The following is a 23,127-nucleotide window of genomic DNA, read 5'->3' on the forward strand; positions in this document are numbered from 1 at the left end:
GAGATGGTTTCGATGTTAGACAATCTATCAGATCGCTTTAGTAAAATCGCGAAAACTCTGCGCGGACAGGCGCGTTTGAGTGAAGACAATATCAAAGATGCCCTGCGTGAAGTACGTATGGCATTACTCGAAGCAGACGTTGCCCTGCCAGTTGTAAAAACGTTTATGGCTTCGGTAAAAGAACGTGCAGTCGGGCAGGAAGTCATTGGTAGTCTCACACCCGGGCAAGCTTTTGTTGGTGTGGTAAACGATGCCCTTACCGAACTGATGGGCACACAAAACAGCAGTCTGAATCTGGCTGCAGTTCCACCAGCCGTGATTCTGATGGCAGGTTTGCAGGGTGCGGGTAAAACCACTACGGTGGGCAAACTGGCCCGGCTGCTGAAAAATGAGCAGAAGAAAAAGGTGCTGGTGGTTTCTGCCGACGTATACCGTCCGGCGGCAATAGAGCAGCTAAAATTGCTGGCACAACAGGTTGAAGTGGATTTTTTCCCATCACACGAAGGTGAACAGCCGGTGACCATTGCATTAAATGCTCTGGATCATGCCAAAAAACATTTTTATGATGTACTGATGGTGGATACCGCCGGCCGGCTGGCTATTGACCAGAAAATGATGGATGAAATCCGGCAAATACATGCAGCGATTAATCCGGTAGAAACTCTGTTTGTAGTAGATGCCATGCAGGGTCAGGATGCCGTAAATACAGCACAGGCTTTTAATGATACGCTGCCTCTGACAGGTGTGGTATTAACCAAAATGGATGGCGATGCCCGTGGGGGTGCCGCTTTGTCTGTACGTCATGTAACTGGCAAACCGATTAAATTTATTGGTGTAGGTGAAAAAATCAACGGGCTGGAACCGTTTTATCCGGATCGTCTGGCTTCGCGCATTCTCGGCATGGGGGATGTACTTTCACTGATTGAAGATGTACAAAAAGGCATTGATGAAAAAACCGCGCAGCAGATGGCAAAAAAACTGCATAAAGGCAAAGGTTTTGACCTGAATGACTTTAAAGCACAAATTCAGCAGATGCGTAAAATGGGTGGAATTGAATCCATTATGTCTAAGCTGCCGGGCGATATGGGACAAATGGCCAAACAGGTACCGGAAGGCACGGCAGAAAAAGCCATGAGTCGTGTGGAAGCCATTATCAACTCAATGACTGCCAAAGAACGCGCCAATCCGCTGCTGATTAAAGCCAGCCGTAAACGCCGCATTGCCAATGGTTCCGGCGTTACCGTGCAGGAAGTGAATAAAATGCTCAAACAATTTGAGCAGTCACAAAAAATGATGAAATCATTTACCAAGGGTGGTATGGGTAAACTGATGCGTCTGGCCAAAGGCATGAAAGGTATCATGCCGCAATAACCTGTATTTTTAATACACTGCCTGAATTCAGATTCAGGCAGTTTTTTTATTTTCTGCTATCTCCTGAAGATAGCTTATGACAAGCATCCGGCATGGATAATCTTATATTTTTTACTGTAAAATATTCCGAGCAATTTATGATTGCTGTTTAATTACATTATTTTAAAAAGGAGTACGATAATGCGCAAATTTAATGATAAAGGCTTTTTTTGAGCCAACCAGCAAACGCCGCAGAGGCTTCCCGTCAGAAACCAACGTTAAACGCGGAATGATAAGAACTGTTCATGGTGACAAAGTTCTGCATGAAAAGCTGGGACGCAATGATCCCTGTCCATGCAACTCCGGCCGCAGCTTTTAAGAAGTGTTGTCTGAAAACCGGCTGCTTTCGATGGCAGCAACAGACATGACTACTTCCGCTGATGTCTGCCAGTAATCACTGCTACTGATTTAATCCACTTTTAATTACTTCCCCCTGTATTCTACGCATACCGGGGGGATAATTGATTGGGCTTCTGCACAGTTTTATCCCGCCTGCACAGATAATAAACAGATAAGGCAGCAGAAATATATATTTATTAGTTAATTATCCGCCTGTACTCATAATTTTCATTTATGACATTTGCTTAATAACTAATCGTTTATTCGACTTAACCTCTATTTTGAAAATAAGACTGTTTACTTTGATATCCGGATTCTGACAAAAGCGCATCGTCTTAAACCATGCCTCAGCGCATGGGTTATAATCAGAATCTTATTTTTTGATTTTTTTCCAATTCGTAACCATGTTAAACACCCAATATTCTCCGAGTGAAATCGAAACCCGTTTATATCAGCAATGGGAACAACGCGGCTATTTTGCACCGTCACTGGATTTAAGCAAACCTTCTTTCGCTATTCAGCTGCCACCGCCTAATGTAACTGGCACCCTGCATATGGGGCATGCATTTAACCAGACCATTATGGATGGTCTTACCCGTTATCACCGCATGAAAGGTGAAAATGTGTGCTGGATTCCCGGCTCTGACCATGCCGGTATTGCTACGCAAATTGTGGTGGAACGCCAGCTGGCGGTAGAAAACATTACCCGCCATGATTTAGGCCGGGAAGCATTTATTGCCAAAATCTGGGACTGGAAAAAATTCTCCGGCGGCACCATTACCGAACAGATGCGCCGTGTCGGCTGCTCTGTAGACTGGAGCCGTGAATATTTCACAATGGACGATGTACGTGCCGAAGTGGTTACCGAAGTATTTGTACGCCTATTTGAGCAGGGTCTGATTTATCGCGGTAAACGGCTGGTGAACTGGGATCCGGTACTGGGTACAGCTGTATCAGATCTGGAAGTGGAAAATATCGAAGAAAACGGCCATATGTGGCATATCCGTTACCCACTAGCCGATGACCCGGACAACGCTCTGATTGTTGCCACTACCCGTCCGGAAACTTTACTGGGCGACGTAGCCGTAGCGGTACATCCCGATGATGAACGTTATGCCGGTTTCATCGGAAAACAGCTGGTATTGCCGTTATCCGGCCGCACTATTCCAGTGATTGCTGATGAGTATGTAGATAAAGATTTTGGTACCGGCTGCGTTAAAATCACACCGGCTCACGATTTTAATGACTATGAAGTGGGTAAACGTCATCAGACTGCACTGATTAATGTACTCAGTCTGGATGCCAGAATACTACCGCAGGCAGAAGTATTTGATTTTCAGGGTCAGACTCAAGCTGGTATTACGTTACCGGCACAATATGCCGGACTGGATCGTTTTGCTGCACGCAAACAGATGGTCGCAGACCTTGAAGCTCAGGGTTTACTGGTAAAAGTGGAAGAACACAAACTGATGACACCTAAAGGTGACCGTACCGGCAGTGTAATCGAACCAATGCTGACCAGTCAGTGGTTTGTGGCTATGACCCGCAGTGCTGATAATAATGTTGCCAACCCTGAACCGGAATCAGAATTTAAAGGTAAAACCCTGACTGAAAAATGTATTCATGCAGTGGAAAGCGGACAAGTACGCTTTATTCCGGAAAACTGGGTTAATACTTATAACCAGTGGATGAACAATATTCAGGACTGGTGTATCTCCCGCCAGCTGTGGTGGGGTCACCAGATTCCGGCATGGTACGACCAGAACGGTCGTGTTTATGTAGCGCGTAATGAAGCCGAAGCACAGGCACAGGCGGGTGAAGATGCGGTTCTGACCCGTGACGAAGATGTACTGGACACTTGGTTTTCTTCAGCTCTGGTGCCGTTTTCTACTCTTGGCTGGCCGGAAAAAACACCGGAATTGCAGGCATTCCTGCCTTCTCAGGTATTGGTAACCGGTTATGAAATTATTTTCTTCTGGGTAGCACGCATGATTATGATGACGACCCACTTCACCGGTAAAGTACCTTTTCATGATGTATATATTCATGGCATGGTGCGTGACCATGAAGGTAAGAAGATGTCCAAATCTGAAGGCAATGTCATTGACCCGGTGGATTTGATTGACGGTATCGATCTGGAAAACCTGCTGGTTAAACGTACTACCGGTTTGCGCCGCCCGGAAAAAGCGCCGCAGGTAATTAAAGCGACACAAAAACTGTTTCCTGACGGCATTCCGGTATTCGGTGCTGATGCTCTGCGTTTCACTATGGCCAGCTATGCCAGCCTGGGCCGCAGTATCAATTTCGATTTCAAACGTGCCGAAGGCTATCGTAATTTCTGCAATAAATTGTGGAATGCCAGCCGTTTTGTGCTGATGAATATTGAAAATCACGATTGCGGGCAGGATGAAAGTCTGCCGCTAAGTTACAGCTTTGTTGACAAATGGCTGCTGACCCGTTTGCAGCAAACCATTTCAGCAGTGAGTGAAGCACTGGACACCTACCGTTTCGATATGGCTGCTCAGACCTTATATGAATTCATCTGGAATGAATACTGTGATTGGTATGTAGAACTGGCCAAAACTCAGTTGCAGCGTGGTGATGAAGCACAGCAGCGTGCAACACGACGTACACTGGTACGCGTTCTGGAAGTAGTGTTGCGTCTGTTGCATCCAATTATGCCGTTTATCACTGAAGAACTGTGGCAGACCATTGCACCACTGGCTAACGCAAAACATACTGACAGCATCATACTGGCCGCATGGCCACAGGCTGATAGCAGTCTGAATAATGCTGATGCGGTAAATCAGATGCATTATTTGCAGGAGCTGGTTAATTCAGTTCGCAATTTGCGTGGTGAAATGGGGCTGGCGATGAGTGTAAAAGTGCCTTTACTGGTTGAAAGCAATACCGATCTGGGTGAAATTCTTCCATATCTGCCACTGGTGGCACGTCTGAGTGAAGCCAGACAGGTAACCCATTTGCCAGAAAGTGATGATGCACCGGTAGCAGTATGTCAGGGGGCGCGCCTGATGCTGAAAGTCGAAGTGGATAAAGCTGCTGAAACGGCACGACTGCAAAAAGAAGCAGAAAAACTACAGAAAAATATCGATAAAATCGAAGCAAAGCTGGCCAAACCAGGCTATACCGATAAGGCACCTGCGCATCTGGTAGAAAAAGACCGTACCGAACTGGCTCAACTACAGGACAGAATGTCTAAAATTGTTTTACAGTTACAAAAATATAATTAATTACAAATTATTTCTTCTCAACCACCAAACTACAAATACAGGTAGCAGCCGGAGAAATCCGGCAATCATTTTCATGTATTAGGGTTGGTGGTTTCTTTTTTTTACTTCAAGAATATTGCAATAATCAACTAAAAAATAATTTTTTATTCTAAAACAATCTATTAATTAAACACAATGTACTTGTTTTGTAATTTATTTACACATAATTATTCAAATTTATAATAATATTATGTAAAATTCGTAAAAAATAACTTTTTCGCTTTATATTGAAAAGTTATATGAACCGGATATACTGAAAGATTGGAGCAAACAGGTGATTAATACATCTAAATACTCGTCCCTCAACATTGTCTTGATTCAGGCTCGTGAAGCATTATTATCTCATTTTCGCCCGATGCTGAATGATATCGGTATCACTGATCAGCAATGGCGTATTACCCGTTTACTAGCAGAAAATGGTATCATGGATTTTCAGGAATTAGCTAAACAGGCATGCATTCTTCGCCCAAGCCTGACTGGTATCCTGACAAGACTGGAAAAACTGGATTATGTAGTCCGTCTTAAACCGTCCAATGATCAGCGTCGAGTTTTTCTCAAGCTGACCCCGGCCGGAGAAAAATTGTATGAAGATTTGTGTCGTTCAGTAGATGCACGGTACAAAGTACTGGAACAGCGTTATACTCAGGAAAAATTACATCAACTGGGCAATATGCTGAAAGAATTTACCAATATTGCTGTCGATAAAGAAGAACCAGAAACTTAATAAAATGAATCAACCACCGTCAGCCGTAGCTTTACAATACCGTGAAGCGATGTCAAAAGTTGCCGCAGCAGTACATGTTATTACCACCGAAGGTTCAGCCGGCCGTTATGGCATCACCCTTACCGCAGTTACATCGGTAACAGATACACCTCCTACCTTATTATTATGCATTAACCGCAACGCCCGTATTCAACCGGTTCTCCGCGCCAACGGGCGTTTATGCGTTAACGTTCTGGCTTCATCTCAGCAGGATGTAGCGGAACATTTTGCCGGAATAACATCAGTTCCGGTAACCGAGCGTTTTCTGCAAAACAACTGGCAAAATCATCATCACTCCGCCCAGCCTCAGTTAGTAGGAGCACTGGCGCATTTGCACGGACACATTGTCGACAGCCATGATATGGGCAGCCACAGCGTATTTTATGTAGCAGTTGAGCACATAAATATTAATTCACAGGAAAATCAGGGATTACTGTATTTTCAGCGCCGGTTTACTCAGACTGCCATACCATTTTGTGAAGCAGACTGTGTCTGAATCAATTTTCCTGCCACACCGACAGATAAACTAAAAAGCAATATATAAACAATAATGGACTGTCTTTTCCCGGACAGTCCATTATTACATGTAAAAATACTTATTTTACAATCTGTACCAGCTCGCCGGCTGCGTAACGATTTGCCATTTTTTCCAAAGAAATTGGCTTAATCTGGCTCGCATGACCGGCAGCACCAAAGGCTACATAACGATCAATACAAACTTGCTTCATGGCTTTAATGGTTTCAGTAAAGTATTTACGCGGATCAAATTCTGCCGGATGTGTAGCGAGAAAACGGCGGATCGCACCTGTGCTGGCCAGACGCAAATCTGTATCAATATTAACCTTGCGTACACCGTATTTAATACCTTCGACAATTTCTTCTACCGGCACACCATAAGTTTCCGGAATATTGCCGCCAAATTCGTTAATCACCTGCAACCATTCCTGCGGTACTGAGCTGGAACCATGCATAACCAGATGGGTATTAGGTAAACGTTCATGAATTTCACGGATGCGGTCGATACGCAGTACTTCCCCTGTCGGCTTACGGGTAAATTTATAGGCGCCATGGCTGGTACCAATAGCAATGGCCAGAGCATCAACACCCGTATCCTGTACAAAACGCGCTGCCTCATCCACACTGGTGAGCATCTGTTCATGGCTGAGTTTACCTGCAGCACCCACACCATCTTCCTCACCGGCATCTCCGGTTTCCAGATTACCCAGACAGCCGATTTCACCCTCTACTGATACACCGCAGGCATGTGCCATATAGACAGTTTTGCGAGTGACATCTACATTGTATTCATAAGTGGAAGGTGTTTTGGCATCACTCAGCAGCGAACCATCCATCATCACCGATGAAAAGCCCAGCTGAATTGAACGCTGACATACTTCCGGTGATGCACCATGATCCTGATGCATCACAACCGGAATATGCGGAAATTCTTCAATGGCAGCCAGAATAAGGTGCCGTAAAAACGGGGCACCGGCATATTTGCGTGCACCGGCACTGGCCTGCACAATCACCGGAGCGTTAACTTCATCGGCCGCTTCCATAATCGCACGCATTTGTTCAAGATTATTGACATTAAACGCCGGCAGGCCATAACTGTTTTCCGCAGCATGGTCGAGCAGTTGGCGCATAGAAACTAAAGCCATGAGGTTCTCCGTGTGTACTTGCAATAATTGGTAAAAAAATCGGCGCAATTATACCACTATGCACCGTTTTTGTAGGCATGAGCATGCATTCTTCCACTAATTCAGTTTACCGCCAAACAGACACTGTATTACTGAAAGAAAACAATTTGTTGATGTTGCACTGTTAATGGCAGCCAGTCTCCTGCCTGCACAGCGTAATGCAGCGGCAGCCACCAGCGTAATATTCCGTATTGCGGATGCAGCAACTGTACATCATATGATCTGGCTGTTACACATACTTCTGTTACCTGTACCTGTGTTCCGTTTTCAGGATCATATTGCAGAGCGTTTTGCGGAATGTAACAAACATCGCTGACATTATCACAACCCAGTAAACGCGCAGCCCATGCATCAGCCGGTCGTGCCAGCAATTGTACAGCGGTACCCTGCTGTATCCAGCGGCCATGCCTGAGCAGACAAATACGATCAGCCAGCGCAAAAGCCTCCAGCGGGCTGTGAGTAACCAGTACAGCCGGACATTTTTGCTGACGCAATAAACGCACAGTTAATTGCTGCAAACTGGCACGCAATGTTGTATCCAGTGCTGAAAATGGTTCGTCCAGCAACAATGCCTGCGGTTGCAGAACAAGTGCTCTGGCCAGTGCCACCCGTTGCTGCTCTCCGCCGGATAATACATCTACCTGCCGGGCAGCTGCTTCAGACAGCCCTACCTCGGCAAGCATTTGCATGGCCTGCTGTTGTGCTTGCGGTTTGCTTACCCCGTGCATACGCAGTCCGAAAGCCACGTTTTGCCACACATTCAGATGTGGCAATAAAGCATAATCCTGAAACATCAGCCCGATACGGCGCTGTTCCGGCAATAAAAAAGTTATATTTTCTTTGTTAATAAAAATATTGCCGCTATCAGGTTGTACCAGACCGGCAGCCATATTCAGCAAAGTTGATTTACCGCTGCCGCTTTCTCCCAGTACCGCTACCAGCTGACCGTCGGCCACCTCCAGACTTAAATCCGCGGCAACAACTTTATCGGAAAATTTTTTATTAATTTGTTGCCAGCTCAGCATAGATGCGTTTCCTTTTTGTCCTTACTCCATTCCACTAACGCAAAAATCAGTATAGTCAGCATCATCAGCAGTAAGGTCAGCACCATTGCACGGTCATAATTATCCCGTCCGGCGGTACTCAGATAATGATAGATCAGTGTAGTCAGCGTCTGCCATTCCGGCCGCGACAGAAACAGCGTAGCCGCAAACTCACCGATACAGGTAGCCGCAGCCAGCGCCAGCCCGCGCTGCAAAGCCGGTCGTAACAGAGGCACAATAACATACAGCAATACTTGCATGCGGCCGGCACCGAGTGTACGCGCAGCCTGTGTATAACTGTCAGGCAAACTGTCCCATGCGGCCAGTACATCCTTGGTAATAAACGGATAAGCCAGCAGCGCATACGTACATATCAGCATACTTAATGATGCTGTCCAGCCGGGATAACACAACAACAGCCCGAATGACACACACACTGGTGATACCATAAATGGTAAAAATGTCAGACTGCGCACCCACATCAGCCGCTTTGCCAGCGCAGCATGCAAAAAACCCAGCAGTAATGCCAGCATGATTGCCATTAAAGTAAAGCTTAAAGTATTCAGTACTGCCTGCCACGTTGTACTTTCCAGTAATACCAGCCATGAACTGCCAGCCAGCAAAGCACGCCAGCACACAGCCAGCAGCGGCAGCGCACAACATCCCAGCAACAGCAGCAAAGCCATTACCAGTCCGGCTTTCTGCCCGGTTGTCGGCAATTGCGGCGGCAACATCTGTATCACTGCCTTCTGAGCCGAATATCTGCTCAGAACCGCATATATAATACCGGACAGAAAAGTTGTGGCCAGTACCCACAACACCAGCACACCGGCCTGTGCCATATCCAGCTCATAAGCTATCAGCTGATAAATCTGTACTTCCAGCGTAATGTAATGCTCACCGCCAAGCAATAAAGCCAGACCAAATCCGGAAAAACAATACAAAAACACCAGACACATACCACCGGCCAGCCATGGCAGCATCTGCGGAATTTCAATCCTGACAAAAAGCTGCCACGTTCCGGCACCCAGTGTCTGTGCCGCATACATACGTGTTGCCGGTACCTGACACAAACCCTGATAGCCGGCACGTACCATTACCGGCAGATTAAAAAATACATTACCGTATAACAATAACCATGGCGTACCTTCCCAGCCGCGCCACAACAAACCCTGTGCCCCGAACAATGCCAGAATACCCACACCGGCTACTAAAGTGGGGATTACAAACGGCAGCATCAGCAAACGCAGTACCCAGTTTCGGCCGCTAAACTGCAAACGGGTAACCGTCCATGCTACCGGTACACCCAGCAACAACGTCAGCACGCTGCTGATAGCAGCCTGTGAAGCTGTCCAGCCCAGTAAGCGACGCATATATTCGTCCTGCCACACCATACGGAAACTGTCTGCATCCGTTTGTTGCAGCATTGCCTGCAATGGTAACAGCACCACAGCCAGCAAAAAAAACAGCGGCAGTAATGAAAACAGCCCCGGCAGCAATTTTTGCCCGAAACTGAGAACTTTCATCCCAATATCGTTTACATCTTTATTTACCAGACGATTACCTCAGATTCAGTATTTGTATAACCAAACAGGGCATATCCATGCCCTGTTTTTATTTCTTACTCCAGTCGCAATAAACAGCCGCATGGCGACAGTACAGGATATCTGTTCAGCGCTGCACTATCTTCATCCATTGTTTAACCCAGCTTTGCTGCTTAGCTGCCATATCAGCCATACTTGGTTGTGTTACAGTAGTCGGAATTTTTACATGAGCATATACCGGCGGCAAAGACACGCCTTTTACAGCCGGATAAACCCACATGGATGTCGGAATGGCATTCTGTACCTGATTACTTTGCAGATATTGCACCAGTTTAGCGGCCAGTGCAGGCTGACTGGCATGATTCAGCACCGCAGCACCTTCGATATGGCGGAACACTGCCCCTTTAAAGCGTAAATCGGCAGTTGGCGGTGTTTTGTATTTACCCTTACCATAATAAACTTCTGCTATCGGACTGGAAGCATAGCTTACCACCATCGGTCGGCTGCCTCCGTTCAAGGTAAATTCAGTGTAATAAGCTTCACTCCAGCCTTTAGTCACTTTTACACCATTCTGGCGCATTTTAGCCCACCATTGCCAGGTGCCCTGCTCTCCTAAGCCGCCAATATTCGCCAGCAGAAAACCCAGCCCCACACTGGAAGTGGCTGGGCTGGGCACAACGAGTAAATCGCGGTAAGCCGGGCTGGCCAGTTCTTCCAGCGAGCGCGGCAAAGCTTTGCCATGTTTCTGGAACCATGCCTTATCATAATTAATCGTAATATAGCCGTAATCCACTGCCAGAGCCTGCGGCAGAGAAACATTAACCGGACGACCGGACGGCTGCGTCTGAGCAAACAGTTTAAACTGCTGAGCCTTAGCAATATTACTGTTATCCAGACCATATACTGCATCAGCAATCGGTTTGGCACGAGTTAAAATCAGCTTGTTGAGCATTTCATTTCCACTACCGACTTTAATCACAGTCAGTTTCACATTATTATCGTGCTCAAACTGAGCCAGAACATTTTTAGGTAAAGCAAATGAATCATGTACAGCCAAACGTACCTCTGTCTGTGCCTGTGCAACCATACTGAGTAACAGACACAGCACTCCGATTAACCACTTACCTGCTTTCATTCCGGTCTCCTGCCATTAAAATCATTAGGTATTCTTCATATACAATCATACCCGTTTTAGACGTTTATAGTAAAAATCTGACGCCATCTTACAAATCATGACAACTCATTACTGGCTATTTGACCTCGACAATACCCTGCATCAGGCTGATGCGGGCATATTCGGTATTATCAATCAGCACATGACAGCCTATATAGCCACCACCCTGAATATCGACGATATTGCCGCTTCCCGGCTGCGTCAGCAGTACTGGCAGGATTATGGCGCTACACTGGCCGGACTGCAAAAACACCATCCGGAAATCAATCTTCAGGAATTTCTGCTGGCGTGTCACCCGCTGGAACAAATTTTGCCTCTGTTGCAGCCAGTGCCGCAAATACAGCATACCCTGACCCATTTGCCCGGCTATAAAGTCGTTTTTTCCAATGGTCCCAGCCATTATGTACAGGCACTGATCAGTACCATGCAAATTGAATCACATTTCCATGCCCTGTTTGGTATTGATAATGTACAAATGCTTTACAAACCTCATCCTCATGCTTACCACAGTCTGTGCCGGCAGCTGCATATCCGCCCTGAGCAATGCATTATGGTAGACGATAGCCTGTCCAATCTGAAAACAGCACATACACTGGGCATGCGAACAGTATGGTTCGGAACACACAGCCATCCGGCTGCCGGAATCGATGCGGCTGTACCGGATATGCACAGTCTGCTACAGATTGCACCGTCTCTGTTATAAAGCAACTATACGCAGGCACACAAATTCTCTACAATATCCCTGTACAAACGACTAACCTCAAAGGACAATACCATGCGTGCCGGAATCTGTTTAATTTGCGGTCTACTGGCCATCAGTGGCTGCACATGGGAAACCTATCAGGATGCCAGCGGACAGACAAAACTGCGCCAGAAATATGAACCGGGTACACGTGTGGTTTATCAGGATGGCACCTACTCACATAATATGCGCTATAACAGCATGCGCCCCGAACCGCACGTGATGAAACCCACTGTAGGGGATGCAGACGAAAAATTACCGGCACACACACACTGGTCAGATTCAAACAGTAGTGCCGAATAATTCAGATATATCAGTACAGGGCTGCCGGAATCATCCCAGATTACCGACAGCCCGTTTTCACATCTTAATATATACAAATTTATGGCTAATTCACCCTTAAATATCGTCATCCTTGCAGCCGGCAAAGGTACCCGGATGTATTCACGCCTGCCCAAAGTTCTGCATGAAATCGGCGGTATCAGCATGCTGGAACGTGTTATTAACACCGCACAGAGTCTGCATCCGGACAATATCACCGTCGTTATTGGTCACGGCAAAGAGCTGGTACGGGAACGAATTCAGGCAGACGTGTGCTGGGTGGAACAAGATCAGCAACTGGGTACCGGCCATGCAGTCAAAATGGCTCTGCCACATTTATCCGACAGCGGACGCACTCTGATTCTGTATGGCGATGTACCCCTTATCGATCAGCAAACACTGGAAGAATTACTCAGCACTGCCGGTAAAGACGTAGGATTACTGACCGACGTTCTCGACAATCCGGCCGGCTATGGCCGCATCATCCGTCAACATGGCAATGTTGTCGCCATTGTCGAAGAAAAAGATGCCAACGCAGAGGAAAAAGCCATTTGCGAAACCAATACCGGTATCTTTGTACTGCCCAATTGTCAGCTGAACCAATGGCTCAATGCGTTGCAAAATAACAATAGTCAGCAAGAATACTACCTGACTGATGTCATTGCACTGGCCCAACAGGACAATATTCCCGTTCATCCGCTGCAAGTGCGTGCATCATGGCTGGCAGCCGGCGTTAATAACAAACTGCAACTGGCACAGCTGGAGCGCATCCTGCAACAGCAGCAGGCTACAGCACTGCTTCAGGCTGGCGTAACCCTGCGTGACCCTGCTCGTTTCGACTTACGCGGACAGCTAACCCACGGACAAGACGTAATAATCGACATTAATGTCATTCTGGAAGGGAATGTAGATCTTGGTGACAACGTTTCCATTGGTGCCAATTGTGTGATTAAAAACACCACCATCGGCTCCGGTACCATCATTCACCCCAATTCCCACCTGGAAAACTGCAATATTGGCAGCGATGCCCGGGTTGGTCCGTTTGCACGCCTGCGACCGCAGGCACAGATTGGTGACGCAGTGCATATCGGTAATTTTGTCGAAGTTAAAAACAGCACCATTGGCTATGGCAGCAAAGCCAATCATCTTACCTATCTGGGCGATGCCACTATTGGCGAAAACAGCAACATTGGCGCCGGTACCATCACCTGTAATTATGACGGAGTTAACAAATACCGTACTACCATTGGTAATCATGTCCGCATCGGTTCCGGCAATATGCTTATTGCGCCCATCACCATAGGTGACCGTGCTACCACCGGTGCCGGCAGTACTCTGAGCAGGAACTGTCCGCCAGACAAACTGACACTGTCACGCAGTCGCCAGACAACTTTGTCAGAATGGCAGCGACCAGAAAAAAACAACGAAAAATAATCTCTTTATCAGCCCGCCAGTGTTATTCTGCCTGCCGGGCTGATTATCTGTATTCACTAATCTTTCCTGCCTTTACATCTGTTTCACCAAACCCGCCATACTTTAATCAAAAGCATTACATATCTGCGTTTAAAAAATACACAAAATAATTATAATTCGCAAAATAATCACTTTATTCACTATATTCTTCACAAAAGAACTAAACAAAGCATTTTCTCTTAGCCATTCATACAAGCAAATTAACAGGCAAAAGTAATATCATGTACAATAAAAATGATTCCCAATAATAACAAAGACACCTTACCTACTACTGAAGGTCAACCGCAGTGCCAATACTTACTCTTGATCAACTACCGTTTGGTCAGCCGGCAGTTATAACCCGACTGTTGCCCGAATCTCTGCCTTTTCGCCGGCGTCTGTTAGCCATGGGCATTACCCCCGGCAGCCACGTTACCGTAATCCGTACAGCACCATTAGGCGATCCACTGGAAATCAAAACCCGCGGATTTTACCTATGCCTGCGGCGCAGTGAAGCACAAGCCATCGGCGTAGTTGAGGCAACACAATGAAAATAGCATTAATCGGCAATCCCAATAGCGGCAAAAGTACGCTTTTCAATGCGCTTACCGGTTCACGCCAGCAGGTCGGCAACTGGCCCGGGGTAACTGTAGAACGCAAAACCGGTAGTATCCAGATAAACCAGCAACAGGCAGAAATCATCGACCTGCCCGGTACCTATGCCATAGAAAATCTCGACATAGCTGCTTCTCAGGATGAAATGATTGCGCGTGAGTTTGTTCTCAATGAACCAGACAGCCTGATCATCAACATTATCGACGCCACTAATCTGCAACGCAGTCTGTACCTGACTTTTCAGTTGCTCGACCTCAAACGGCCGATGCTGGTGGTTCTCAACATGATCGATGCCCTGCATAACATAGGGGAAAATATCAACATCAGCACACTAAGCAAACAGCTTGGCTGTCCGGTTATCGCCATTTCCGCTGCACGAAAAACCGGAATACCGCAACTTAAACAGGCAATTGCACAGGCCATCACCACCCCTGTAGCAGCCCATCCCGAGCTGGATACTCTTGGTAGCAAACAAAGCACCATTATCCGCAACTATCTGGCTCAGCTTCCGGCCGATAGTGCCGTACACCAGCTCGACCAGTGGGCGCTGATCGAATTATTACTTAAACAGAACCCCGTTTCTCTTACTGAAACCGAAAAACATATCCTGCAACAATGCCGTGATGCCTTGTCTGACTGGTGTAACCATGAAATCGACGTTGCCCTTGCCAGCGCCCGTTATGACGCCATCGATAAGCTAAGCCGCTCTGCAATTGAAAAGCCGCGTGAAGCAAATCTGTCCTTATCCGATAAAATTGACCGTATTACCCTAGGCCGCTATACCGGCATCCCGTTTTTTCTGTTGGTCATGTACCTGATGTTTATGGTAGCGGTTAAATTCGGCTCTGTATTTATCGATTTTTTCGACATCCTCTTTGGCACCATATTTGTCGATGGCTTCTCCGCCCTGCTCACCAAACTTGGCTCTCCCGAGTGGCTGATTGCTATTCTGGCCAACGGAATCGGCAGTGGTATTCAAACAGTGGCCACATTCATTCCGGTTATTGCAGCCATGTTTCTGTGCCTGTCATTTCTCGAAGATTCCGGCTATCTGGCGCGTGCCGCAATGGTAGTCGATCGCGGTATGCGTGCCATTGGTCTGCCGGGCAAAGCCTTTGTTCCTATGCTGGTCGGCTTCGGCTGTGGTGTACCTGCCATTATGGGTACCCGCACACTGGACTGTGCCCGTGACCGTCTCATGTCTATCAGCATGATACCTTTTATGTCCTGTGGTGCCAGACTGCCGGTTTACACCCTGTTTGCTGTTTTGTTTTTTCCTGAAAACGCCTCAACCGTGGTTTTTATCCTTTATCTGCTCGGTATCGGTGTTGCCATTCTTACCGGTATTATTCTCAAGCACACCCTGCTGCCCGGCGACATTACCCCTTTTATTATGGAAATGCCCGCTTATCGTTTGCCTACATTGCGCGGCATGCTTTACCTGACATGGTCACGTCTGAAAGGATTTATTTTCCGTGCCGGACAGGCCATCGTACTCATGGTAACCATTCTCAGCCTGCTTAACTCACTGGGTAGCGACGGCTCATTCGGCCACAATGACAGCAGCCAGTCTGTACTGTCGGTTTCCAGTCAGAAAATTACCCCGGTATTCACGCCTATGGGTATCAATGAACAAAACTGGCCGGCTACGGTAGGTATATTTACCGGTATCTTTGCCAAAGAAGCCGTCATTGCCACCCTCAACTCCCTGTACTCTATGAAAGCGGAAGAGGATGGCGGAGAAGAAACCTTTAATTTTCAGGCCGGTGTCATCAAAGCCCTGAACACCATACCAGCCAACTTAAACGAACTGGCCGGTTCCTTTCTCGATCCTCTGGGGTTTAGTGCGCTGAATCAGAGTGCTGACAGCGTACAGCAGGATATGGACATGACCGGACGCACAGTAACCAAACTGGAAACCTCCTTCGGCAGTAGTGCCGCCGCAATGGCCTATCTCATATTCATCCTGCTATATACACCGTGTGCGGCTGCGCTAGGTACCATTTACCGCGAAGCCGGCGGACGCTGGATGCTGTTTGTAGCCGGCTGGACATTCTTTACCGGCTGGAGCTGTGCCACCATTTACTACCAGTACCACCAGCTTAGTCACAGTACCAGCGCCGCATACTGGATTGGCGGAGTAGCCTGTCTGTTTATTCTTGTTGTTTGCAGTATGAAATTTATCGGCAGCCGGCGTCAGACTTGCCAGATAACCATGAAAAACTGCCCGCACAGCAAAAGTAGCTGCTGTCACTGAGTAATCAGGCATTTTTACTAATTACCAAAACTTATTTACCTGAACAGATAGTGATATTTGCAAAATCATCACTATCTGTTTGCATTCAGTTATCCAGACAGCGGGAACAAACCATCAGCCAACCCAGATAAAGGACTACCGGATATGCTTATCACTGCCATTCGTGACTACCTTATCACTATCGGACAAGCCAGCCTGCAGGATTTATCCCGCCATTTTCAGGTACAGGAAAGTGCCATGGAGCAAATGCTTAATTTTTGGCTCAGAAAAGGGATCATCCGCCAGATAGGTCCTTACCAGCCTTCCTGTCAGCAAAGTAAATGCAGCGACTGCTTTATTTGTCCTGAAGGTGCCAGAAAAATTTATCAGGCCGTCACCGGCACCGACAGAATCATTCCGATTAGCCGCTTAGTCTGAACCAGCAAAAATTTTAAATCTGACTTACCTGGATGCAGAACTGTTTTTTCAGGTGAAAACACATTAACAATTTGCCGGCATAAATCAATACCACTAACATATCCCTAAACCAGATACTTAATGACACCCACAGAACAAATGAATAAAATATCTGATATATATTAAAGATAATTTATCTACCAAACATCATCCTGAAAACCAATAGCATAAACATATCTGTCTGTTTGTACAGCCGGCTGTAAACAAAGTTTACTGTACAAATTCGCCTTTTCCATTACAATCTTCATTTCAAATAAAACTGAAACAGCATCATCAGGCAGACGATACACAAAAACTGGAATCAGCAAGGCATAACCCGCAATCCGCAATAGCCGCATTCCAGCCAGGTAAAAACCGTAATTGCACTGCAACCCATGCCTGTTGAAAAAGGATAAACCATGTGTGGCATAGTTGGCGCCATTCGCGCACAGAATAACGTAGTAGAATTTCTTACCAGCGGTCTGGAACGGCTGGAATACCGCGGATATGACTCTTCCGGCATTGCCGTATGGACACCGGACGGTATTGAGCGCGTACGCCGTGTCGGCCGCGTTAAATTTATGGAAGAAGCCGCTCAGACTGCCGGACTCAAAGGCAGACTGGGCATTGGTCATACCCGCTGGGCAACACACGGTGGTGTTACCGAACCCAACGCTCATCCGCACATTTCTAACAATATGATTGCCATTGTTCATAATGGCATTATCGAAAATTTTGAAAGTGAGCGCAGCCGGCTACAGGCACTGGGTTACGAATTCACATCCCAAACTGATACCGAAGTCATCGCTCACAGCATCCATTACGAATATACCCACTCCAGCACAGGCAACCTGTTTCAGGCGGTACAAACTGCCTGCAAACGTTTTCAGGGTGCCTATGCCATCGGCGTTATTGCCAGAGATAATCCCGATAAACTTGTGGCTGCGCGTATGGGCTGTCCGCTGTTAGTGGCGTTGGGTGAAAATGAAAGCTTTATCGCTTCCGATGTTTCCGCCGTTATTGCTTATACCCGTCGTGTTGTCTTTCTCGAAGATGGCGACCTTGTTCAGCTATCCACCCAAGGCATTGATATTCTGCTCGACAAACACGAACAGCCGGCAGAACGTGAAATCAAAATGTCTGAACTGTCCTTAGCTTCGCTCGAACTGGGGTTGTACAGCCATTTCATGCAAAAAGAAATTCACGAACAGCCCAAAGCCATCACCGATACCGCCGAAGTATTTCTGGTAGGCGGCTTTGAGCCGGAAAACTTTGGCGCCAGTGCTGCCGGCATCTTTGAGCGAATCCGTAACATTAAAATTCTTGCCTGCGGTACCTCCTACTATTCCGCACTTACTGCACGTTACTGGCTGGAAGCCATTGCGCAAATACCGACAGACGTTGAAATTGCCAGTGAATACCGCTACCGCAAAGTTATTGCCGATCCGGAACAGCTGGTCATCACGATTTCTCAGTCCGGCGAAACACTTGATACCATGGAAGCGCTTAAATATGCCCAGTCACTGGGCATGCAGCACAGCCTTTCTATTTGCAATGTAATGGAATCGGCTCTGCCGCGCGAAAGTGAACTGGTACTGTATACCCGCGCCGGTGCCGAAATCGGTGTAGCCTCTACCAAAGCCTTTACGACTCAGCTGGTGGCATTGTTCGGACTGGCGGTAACACTGGGAAAAATGCGCGGACTGGTTACCCCTGAAGAAGAAGAGCGATATACCAGTGAACTGCGCCTGCTTCCCGGCAGCGTGCAGCATGTACTTAATCTCGAACCGCAAATTGCCGGCTGGGCAAATCAGTTTGCCGCTAAAAATAACGCACTGTTTCTAGGCCGCGGCATTCATTACCCCATCGCCCTTGAAGGTGCTCTGAAACTTAAAGAGATTACCTATATTCATGCCGAAGCTTATCCGGCCGGTGAGCTTAAGCACGGCCCGCTGGCACTGGTAGACCAGAATATGCCTGTAGTGGTGATTGCACCTAATGACAGCCTGCTCGAGAAAGTCAAAGCCAATATGCAGGAAGTAGCCGCACGCGGCGGTGAGCTCTTTGTATTCACTGATCTGGACAGCGAATTCAGCGCCGATGAAGGCGTACACGTTATCCGTACCCCGCGCCATATGGGCGTACTTTCCCCGATTGTACACACCATACCGGTACAGCTACTGGCCTACCACACCGCACTGGCCCGCGGCACTGATGTAGATAAACCACGAAACCTGGCAAAATCGGTGACCGTAGAATAAATAGCTTGTGAACGCTTTTTAATTCTTAAACGCCCTGTTGAATAACAATAGGGTGTTTAATTTTCCTTAAATTAATAATATTAAAACAAACCCTGAGCCACTTAATATCCTAATTAATCTGCATTTTCATTGAATAATCAGCGTTTTTATTACATATAATTATTTAAAAACTAATACCAGCTTTATTTATTATATTTTTAGCATAAAACCTCAAATCAACTTTATATTTTGTTTTTTACTTTAAAAATAGTTTTTATCAGCTTCAATCTTCTTATATGGAGTAACTGATTAAATCAAATTGAATTATAATTTTGCCATATAAAAGAAAGCTCCGGTTTATTCAAGATTCTATGTCAGCGACAAATATTCCGGAGAAATATAGATTATTTAACTACAAGCTTTACTTTAATAAGGGTGACATTGAATGCAAATTTTGCAGCCAGACCGGAACAATAAAAACCAGATTGCCGTATTTTCTTTTCTGTCCGCATTAATCATCTATATTTTTGTTTTCGGCTTTGAGCTTACTCATTTTTCTTTGTCTATAGATGAAGAATTCAATAACAACTTTTTGCACACTGTCGCAAATGGCAGATGGGGGCATGCCTTATTGAAAGCCAGTATTTATCCGGAACCTTTTATCCCCTTTTTCACTGAAATTCTGACGTTTATTTTATTGGCCGCTTCGTGCACAGTCATTATAAAAATATTTTGTTTAAATCTGAATCAATCGCTTTTCTTTACTGTTTTATATGCCTCATCTGTACAGTTTGCCTATCAGTTACAGTTTCTGAACCAGTGTGACACACTGGCCACAGCAATATTACTGTCATCTGTTGCCGTATACTTGATTGTCAGAAAAAATTCCTTTCTGCATACCGTAATTTTTCCGGCCTTTCTGATCTGTTATTCAATAGCTATTTATCAATCATTAATCTTTCTCCCGTACTCATTACTAATCGCATATTTATTAATCGATGAGGTCAAAGGTACAGAAAATACCCGGCATTTAAAACTGATAGCTGCATTATGTATTTCCTCAGTTATCGGATTAATATTGTATTTTGTACTGGGAAAATTAATTCTGAATTATTATCATCTGCAGTCTGAATCTTATTTAAGCGATATTGTTACCTGGTTTAATGAATCACCCGTACAAAACTTAAAAAATATCAGACGTTCTATAGAGCACTATTTCACTCTAAAAGCCCCCTACGGATTAAATACCTTTTTAATTGCGTTTGTATTTTTAATTTTGCCACTCCTGTATCCATTAAAAAGAAAAGCCAGATATGGGTTTTATGTACTTTTAAGCATTCTGACTTTGTTCTGTATGAATATTGTTGTCGGCAAAGGCTTGCCAACCAGAACAATGACCAGTTTTGCCGTATTCTTTGCCTCTGCAGGATTGATTGGTTTTATTATTATCCGAAAAAATAAATATTTATGGGCAGTGGCCGCTTTTTCATTTTTATATGGTTTGGCCTGTTCCAGTAATCTATTTTATACAGACTATATTGCCTACAATAAAGATTATCGGCTGGCTTCATTTATTGCCAGTGATATCGCCAAAGAAATAAAAATATCTCCGGATGCCCCTGTCAAAGTATATTTCTTTGGTGCGATGGATATTAAACGCGTAAACAGACCAAATAATTCAGATATGTTTGGTGCTTCATTTCTTAACTGGGATAGCGGTAATTCCGTAAGAATATCTGCATTTATGAATAAAGCCGAAATTGCCACTATCATTCCCGCATCCTATGATGATATTAAATCTGATTTAAATACTGTTTATGCCGCACCTGTGTGGCCACAGAAAGGCAGTATTTTTCGGATAAAGGATGTGGTAGTAGTAAAACTTGGACAAAGCGTAGGTTATTGCCCGAATGGCGTTAAGGAAAATACGATACCGAAACAATGTTTATAAAATCATCGGCCTGTTTTTATCTGTTTAATGGTTCAGCAATAAAGTATTTATTGCCTAATACGGTGGTAACAGCCGTCTGAAACCATGCAACATGATTATGCAGAAAAAAAATATATTTCTGCATAATAAGAAAACATATGGTGGCTGTTTCAGACTGATAATCTGTTTCGGATGATGTTTTCTGTCAGCCAGTGCCACCGAGAGTTTGCGCAGATAATTCATACTCATTGGCCATTCTTTCACACCTTGCAGCCATTGTTCTGGAATATCTGCTTCGCCCACATAAATACCGGCAAGAGCGCCGGCAATGGCTGCCGTGGTATCAGTATCCCCGCCCGCATGTATTAATGCACTGACGGTTTGTTCGTAATCACCATAATAGCGCAGCCATGCATAGATAACAGCAGGCACGGTATTGTTAATATAGCCAGTAATTCCTTTTTTTTCCAGTTTCAGCGCCAGCAAATAATCATGCAATTGAGCCTGCTGCTTAAGTTTCTGCTGAGCCAGTTGCAAGTGACTAATAAGCTGCTCTCCGCTTAGCGCAGGCATAATCTCAGCAAAGAAACTGTCAGCAGACACCTCAGACTGCTGCCGGCTGGCATAGCCGGCAGCCATGGCAATCACCCATGCGCCTTCTTCAGCACGCGGATCAGTATGAGTTATGATGGTAGCTGCATGAATGCATTCACGCATGATGTCTGGATTACCGGCAAAAAACCAGCCTATAACCGGTGCACGCATAGCCGCTCCGTTACCGGCAGAATTATTACCGCTTTTAGCCGGATTTATACCCAGACACAATTTCAGGCAGGCTTTTAAAGTAGCCATACCCAAACCGGCCGGCATGGTCAGAAACCATCGCCTCATGCCTCTGCCCAGCCGGCTACTAAAATCCTTCGGATTCAGCTTACAGCTCAGCAGACATTGTGCCACCATCGCTGCATGCTCAGTATCATCACTGCATAACCCTATTCTCCCCCATGGAGTGACAATCAGGTTGTGCTGAATTTTATCGCCAAACATACGTCTGGCTCGCTTAGGAGCAATACCCTCACGAGCCAGCCCTATTGCATCACCAACTGCGGTACCAATAAGCAATCCGGTAATCTGCCGGACAGACTGGGTTTGTTGCATAATTTATTTCCGGTGGATGAATAATAAATTTACAAATGTTAACTATACAGTATTTTCTTTATTAATTCCTGTTTTAACTGTTGAGATTATCAAATTTTTATTTATTTTCAGAATATTCAATAATAATGCTTAGCCATAAAGATAACCTGCTGCCAATTAAATATATAGTCAGAATACAGAGTTTATATAATTACCATTTAATAAATACAATTAATTCAAAAATCAGAACTTTAATCAATATTGATTTTTATAAATTCAGTTTTAAGCTTATCAAGCTTTAATTCAGAAAGATAAATTTATTCACACTTCCATCTGATTCAGCTGCATTCTTTTTACCCATAGATAACCGTTTGATGATAATAAATAATTTTTAGCAACAACTAAATTAGGATTTGCAAGAGAAACATTTATTTTAAATGTTTCTCTTGCCGTTTAAGATTTATTTTATTAATCAGAAATACAAGCATCAATAGCAGAACAGTGAAGCCATTTTTTAATTTTCCTATTTTTTTCTGTTGTATATTCAATTTCATAAAAATCATTTTTATAATTTAATAATTCTACCTTATCCTCTCTAATTAAATATATTTTTGTTTTATTTTTTAAATTTGGAGAATCATATAGATAACTTGTAAATACCCCATTGTTAGCACACAAACCAAGTAGAAAATCATGCTATTTGTTTCATGTTTCTATATTCAATTGGTGTCATAT

At 45.2% G+C, this 23,127-nt stretch carries 19 protein-coding genes; 13 read left to right on the plus strand and 6 right to left on the minus strand.

Features of this window, described 5'->3' with window-relative positions; translation table 11 throughout:
• Window positions 1-12: 12 nt before the first annotated feature.
• From ffh to hpaC, 5 genes are all read left to right on the plus strand, one after another.
• Window positions 13-1,371 carry a signal recognition particle protein gene (ffh, locus tag H3V00_RS10290; protein ID WP_037394288.1) on the plus strand — a complete coding sequence of 453 codons (1,359 nt, stop codon included), beginning with the start codon at window positions 13-15 and terminating at the stop codon, window positions 1,369-1,371.
• Between the two features lie 193 nt (window positions 1,372-1,564).
• Window positions 1,565-1,729: an SEC-C metal-binding domain-containing protein gene (locus H3V00_RS10295; protein ID WP_084552811.1), complete on the plus strand. Its 165-nt coding sequence runs from the start codon at window positions 1,565-1,567 to the stop codon at window positions 1,727-1,729.
• Between the two features lie 424 nt (window positions 1,730-2,153).
• Window positions 2,154-5,000, plus strand: a complete 2,847-nt coding sequence (locus H3V00_RS10300) for a valine--tRNA ligase (protein ID WP_198207938.1) — start codon at window positions 2,154-2,156, stop codon at window positions 4,998-5,000.
• A gap of 313 nt (window positions 5,001-5,313) precedes the next feature.
• The gene (hpaR, locus tag H3V00_RS10305) at window positions 5,314-5,763 is read left to right on the plus strand and encodes a homoprotocatechuate degradation operon regulator HpaR (protein ID WP_037394278.1); all 450 of its coding nucleotides are present in this window, start codon (window positions 5,314-5,316) and stop codon (window positions 5,761-5,763) included.
• 4 nt (window positions 5,764-5,767) lie between these two features.
• Entirely contained in the window at window positions 5,768-6,298 is a 531-nt protein-coding gene (hpaC, locus tag H3V00_RS10310) for a 4-hydroxyphenylacetate 3-monooxygenase, reductase component (protein ID WP_198207931.1), read from the plus strand.
• A 100-nt stretch (window positions 6,299-6,398) separates the two neighbouring features.
• Here the strand turns inward: hpaC and fba are convergent, their stop codons facing one another.
• The 4 genes from fba to H3V00_RS10330 all read right to left on the minus strand — a co-directional run bounded on the left by fba (window position 6,399) and on the right by H3V00_RS10330 (window position 11,224).
• Window positions 6,399-7,463 carry a class II fructose-bisphosphate aldolase gene (fba, locus tag H3V00_RS10315; RefSeq protein WP_025331513.1) on the minus strand — a complete coding sequence of 355 codons (1,065 nt, stop codon included), beginning with the start codon at window positions 7,461-7,463 and terminating at the stop codon, window positions 6,399-6,401.
• A 128-nt stretch (window positions 7,464-7,591) separates the two neighbouring features.
• Window positions 7,592-8,527 (minus strand): ABC transporter ATP-binding protein, encoded by a 936-nt coding sequence (locus H3V00_RS10320; protein ID WP_198207929.1) that lies wholly within the window; start codon window positions 8,525-8,527, stop codon window positions 7,592-7,594.
• Window positions 8,521-10,071, minus strand: a complete 1,551-nt coding sequence (locus H3V00_RS10325) for an iron ABC transporter permease (protein ID WP_198207927.1) — start codon at window positions 10,069-10,071, stop codon at window positions 8,521-8,523. Before H3V00_RS10325 ends, H3V00_RS10320 begins: the two co-directional genes overlap by 7 nt.
• A gap of 145 nt (window positions 10,072-10,216) precedes the next feature.
• Window positions 10,217-11,224 (minus strand): thiamine ABC transporter substrate binding subunit, encoded by a 1,008-nt coding sequence (locus tag H3V00_RS10330; protein WP_198207925.1) that lies wholly within the window; start codon window positions 11,222-11,224, stop codon window positions 10,217-10,219.
• 97 nt (window positions 11,225-11,321) lie between these two features.
• Between H3V00_RS10330 and H3V00_RS10335 the strand changes: the two genes are divergently transcribed.
• The 6 genes from H3V00_RS10335 to H3V00_RS10360 all read left to right on the plus strand — a co-directional run bounded on the left by H3V00_RS10335 (window position 11,322) and on the right by H3V00_RS10360 (window position 17,067).
• Window positions 11,322-11,966 carry a pyrimidine 5'-nucleotidase gene (locus H3V00_RS10335; RefSeq protein ID WP_198207923.1) on the plus strand — a complete coding sequence of 215 codons (645 nt, stop codon included), beginning with the start codon at window positions 11,322-11,324 and terminating at the stop codon, window positions 11,964-11,966.
• 72 nt (window positions 11,967-12,038) lie between these two features.
• The gene (locus tag H3V00_RS10340) at window positions 12,039-12,308 is read left to right on the plus strand and encodes a hypothetical protein (protein WP_025331518.1); all 270 of its coding nucleotides are present in this window, start codon (window positions 12,039-12,041) and stop codon (window positions 12,306-12,308) included.
• Between the two features lie 81 nt (window positions 12,309-12,389).
• Entirely contained in the window at window positions 12,390-13,760 is a 1,371-nt protein-coding gene (gene glmU / locus H3V00_RS10345) for a bifunctional UDP-N-acetylglucosamine diphosphorylase/glucosamine-1-phosphate N-acetyltransferase GlmU (RefSeq protein ID WP_198207921.1), read from the plus strand.
• A 326-nt stretch (window positions 13,761-14,086) separates the two neighbouring features.
• A complete protein-coding gene (locus tag H3V00_RS10350; RefSeq protein ID WP_051506485.1) occupies window positions 14,087-14,329 on the plus strand; it encodes a FeoA family protein in 243 nt (80 codons plus the stop codon).
• Entirely contained in the window at window positions 14,326-16,650 is a 2,325-nt protein-coding gene (feoB, locus tag H3V00_RS10355; protein WP_198207919.1) for a Fe(2+) transporter permease subunit FeoB, read from the plus strand. The genes H3V00_RS10350 and feoB overlap by 4 nt, the downstream gene beginning before the upstream one ends.
• A gap of 57 nt (window positions 16,651-16,707) precedes the next feature.
• Complete coding sequence (locus H3V00_RS10360; protein ID WP_198207917.1) at window positions 16,708-17,067, plus strand: FeoC-like transcriptional regulator; 360 nt, start codon at window positions 16,708-16,710, stop codon at window positions 17,065-17,067.
• Window positions 17,068-17,243: 176 nt separating this feature from the next.
• Here the strand turns inward: H3V00_RS10360 and H3V00_RS10365 are convergent, their stop codons facing one another.
• Window positions 17,244-17,435, minus strand: a complete 192-nt coding sequence (locus H3V00_RS10365; protein WP_232339800.1) for a hypothetical protein — start codon at window positions 17,433-17,435, stop codon at window positions 17,244-17,246.
• Window positions 17,436-17,504: 69 nt separating this feature from the next.
• Between H3V00_RS10365 and glmS the strand changes: the two genes are divergently transcribed.
• Window positions 17,505-19,346: a glutamine--fructose-6-phosphate transaminase (isomerizing) gene (glmS, locus tag H3V00_RS10370; protein ID WP_198207913.1), complete on the plus strand. Its 1,842-nt coding sequence runs from the start codon at window positions 17,505-17,507 to the stop codon at window positions 19,344-19,346.
• Between the two features lie 424 nt (window positions 19,347-19,770).
• Window positions 19,771-21,276 carry a glucosyltransferase domain-containing protein gene (locus H3V00_RS10375; RefSeq protein WP_198207910.1) on the plus strand — a complete coding sequence of 502 codons (1,506 nt, stop codon included), beginning with the start codon at window positions 19,771-19,773 and terminating at the stop codon, window positions 21,274-21,276.
• A 54-nt stretch (window positions 21,277-21,330) separates the two neighbouring features.
• Here the strand turns inward: H3V00_RS10375 and H3V00_RS10380 are convergent, their stop codons facing one another.
• Window positions 21,331-22,413, minus strand: a complete 1,083-nt coding sequence (locus H3V00_RS10380; RefSeq protein WP_198207908.1) for an ADP-ribosylglycohydrolase family protein — start codon at window positions 22,411-22,413, stop codon at window positions 21,331-21,333.
• Window positions 22,414-23,127: the final 714 nt, after the last annotated feature.

It is taken from the genome of Snodgrassella sp. W6238H11 (assembly GCF_016100525.1).
GTDB lineage: Bacteria > Pseudomonadota > Gammaproteobacteria > Burkholderiales > Neisseriaceae > Snodgrassella > Snodgrassella alvi.

Bases quoted from the DNA above. Each gene is read 5' to 3' on its own strand.
- ffh (WP_037394288.1), top strand. From the start codon at position 13: ATGTTAGACAATCTATCAGATCGCTTTAGTAAAATCGCGAAAACTCTG.
- H3V00_RS10295 (WP_084552811.1), top strand. From the start codon at position 1,565: ATGATAAAGGCTTTTTTTGAGCCAACCAGCAAACGCCGCAGAGGCTTC.
- H3V00_RS10300 (WP_198207938.1), top strand. From the start codon at position 2,154: ATGTTAAACACCCAATATTCTCCGAGTGAAATCGAAACCCGTTTATAT.
- hpaC (WP_198207931.1), top strand. From the start codon at position 5,768: ATGAATCAACCACCGTCAGCCGTAGCTTTACAATACCGTGAAGCGATG.
- fba (WP_025331513.1), bottom strand. From the start codon at position 7,463: ATGGCTTTAGTTTCTATGCGCCAACTGCTCGACCATGCTGCGGAAAAC.
- H3V00_RS10320 (WP_198207929.1), bottom strand. From the start codon at position 8,527: ATGCTGAGCTGGCAACAAATTAATAAAAAATTTTCCGATAAAGTTGTT.
- H3V00_RS10325 (WP_198207927.1), bottom strand. From the start codon at position 10,071: ATGAAAGTTCTCAGTTTCGGGCAAAAATTGCTGCCGGGGCTGTTTTCA.
- H3V00_RS10330 (WP_198207925.1), bottom strand. From the start codon at position 11,224: ATGAAAGCAGGTAAGTGGTTAATCGGAGTGCTGTGTCTGTTACTCAGT.
- H3V00_RS10335 (WP_198207923.1), top strand. From the start codon at position 11,322: ATGACAACTCATTACTGGCTATTTGACCTCGACAATACCCTGCATCAG.
- H3V00_RS10340 (WP_025331518.1), top strand. From the start codon at position 12,039: ATGCGTGCCGGAATCTGTTTAATTTGCGGTCTACTGGCCATCAGTGGC.
- glmU (WP_198207921.1), top strand. From the start codon at position 12,390: ATGGCTAATTCACCCTTAAATATCGTCATCCTTGCAGCCGGCAAAGGT.
- feoB (WP_198207919.1), top strand. From the start codon at position 14,326: ATGAAAATAGCATTAATCGGCAATCCCAATAGCGGCAAAAGTACGCTT.
- glmS (WP_198207913.1), top strand. From the start codon at position 17,505: ATGTGTGGCATAGTTGGCGCCATTCGCGCACAGAATAACGTAGTAGAA.
- H3V00_RS10375 (WP_198207910.1), top strand. From the start codon at position 19,771: ATGCAAATTTTGCAGCCAGACCGGAACAATAAAAACCAGATTGCCGTA.
- H3V00_RS10380 (WP_198207908.1), bottom strand. From the start codon at position 22,413: ATGCAACAAACCCAGTCTGTCCGGCAGATTACCGGATTGCTTATTGGT.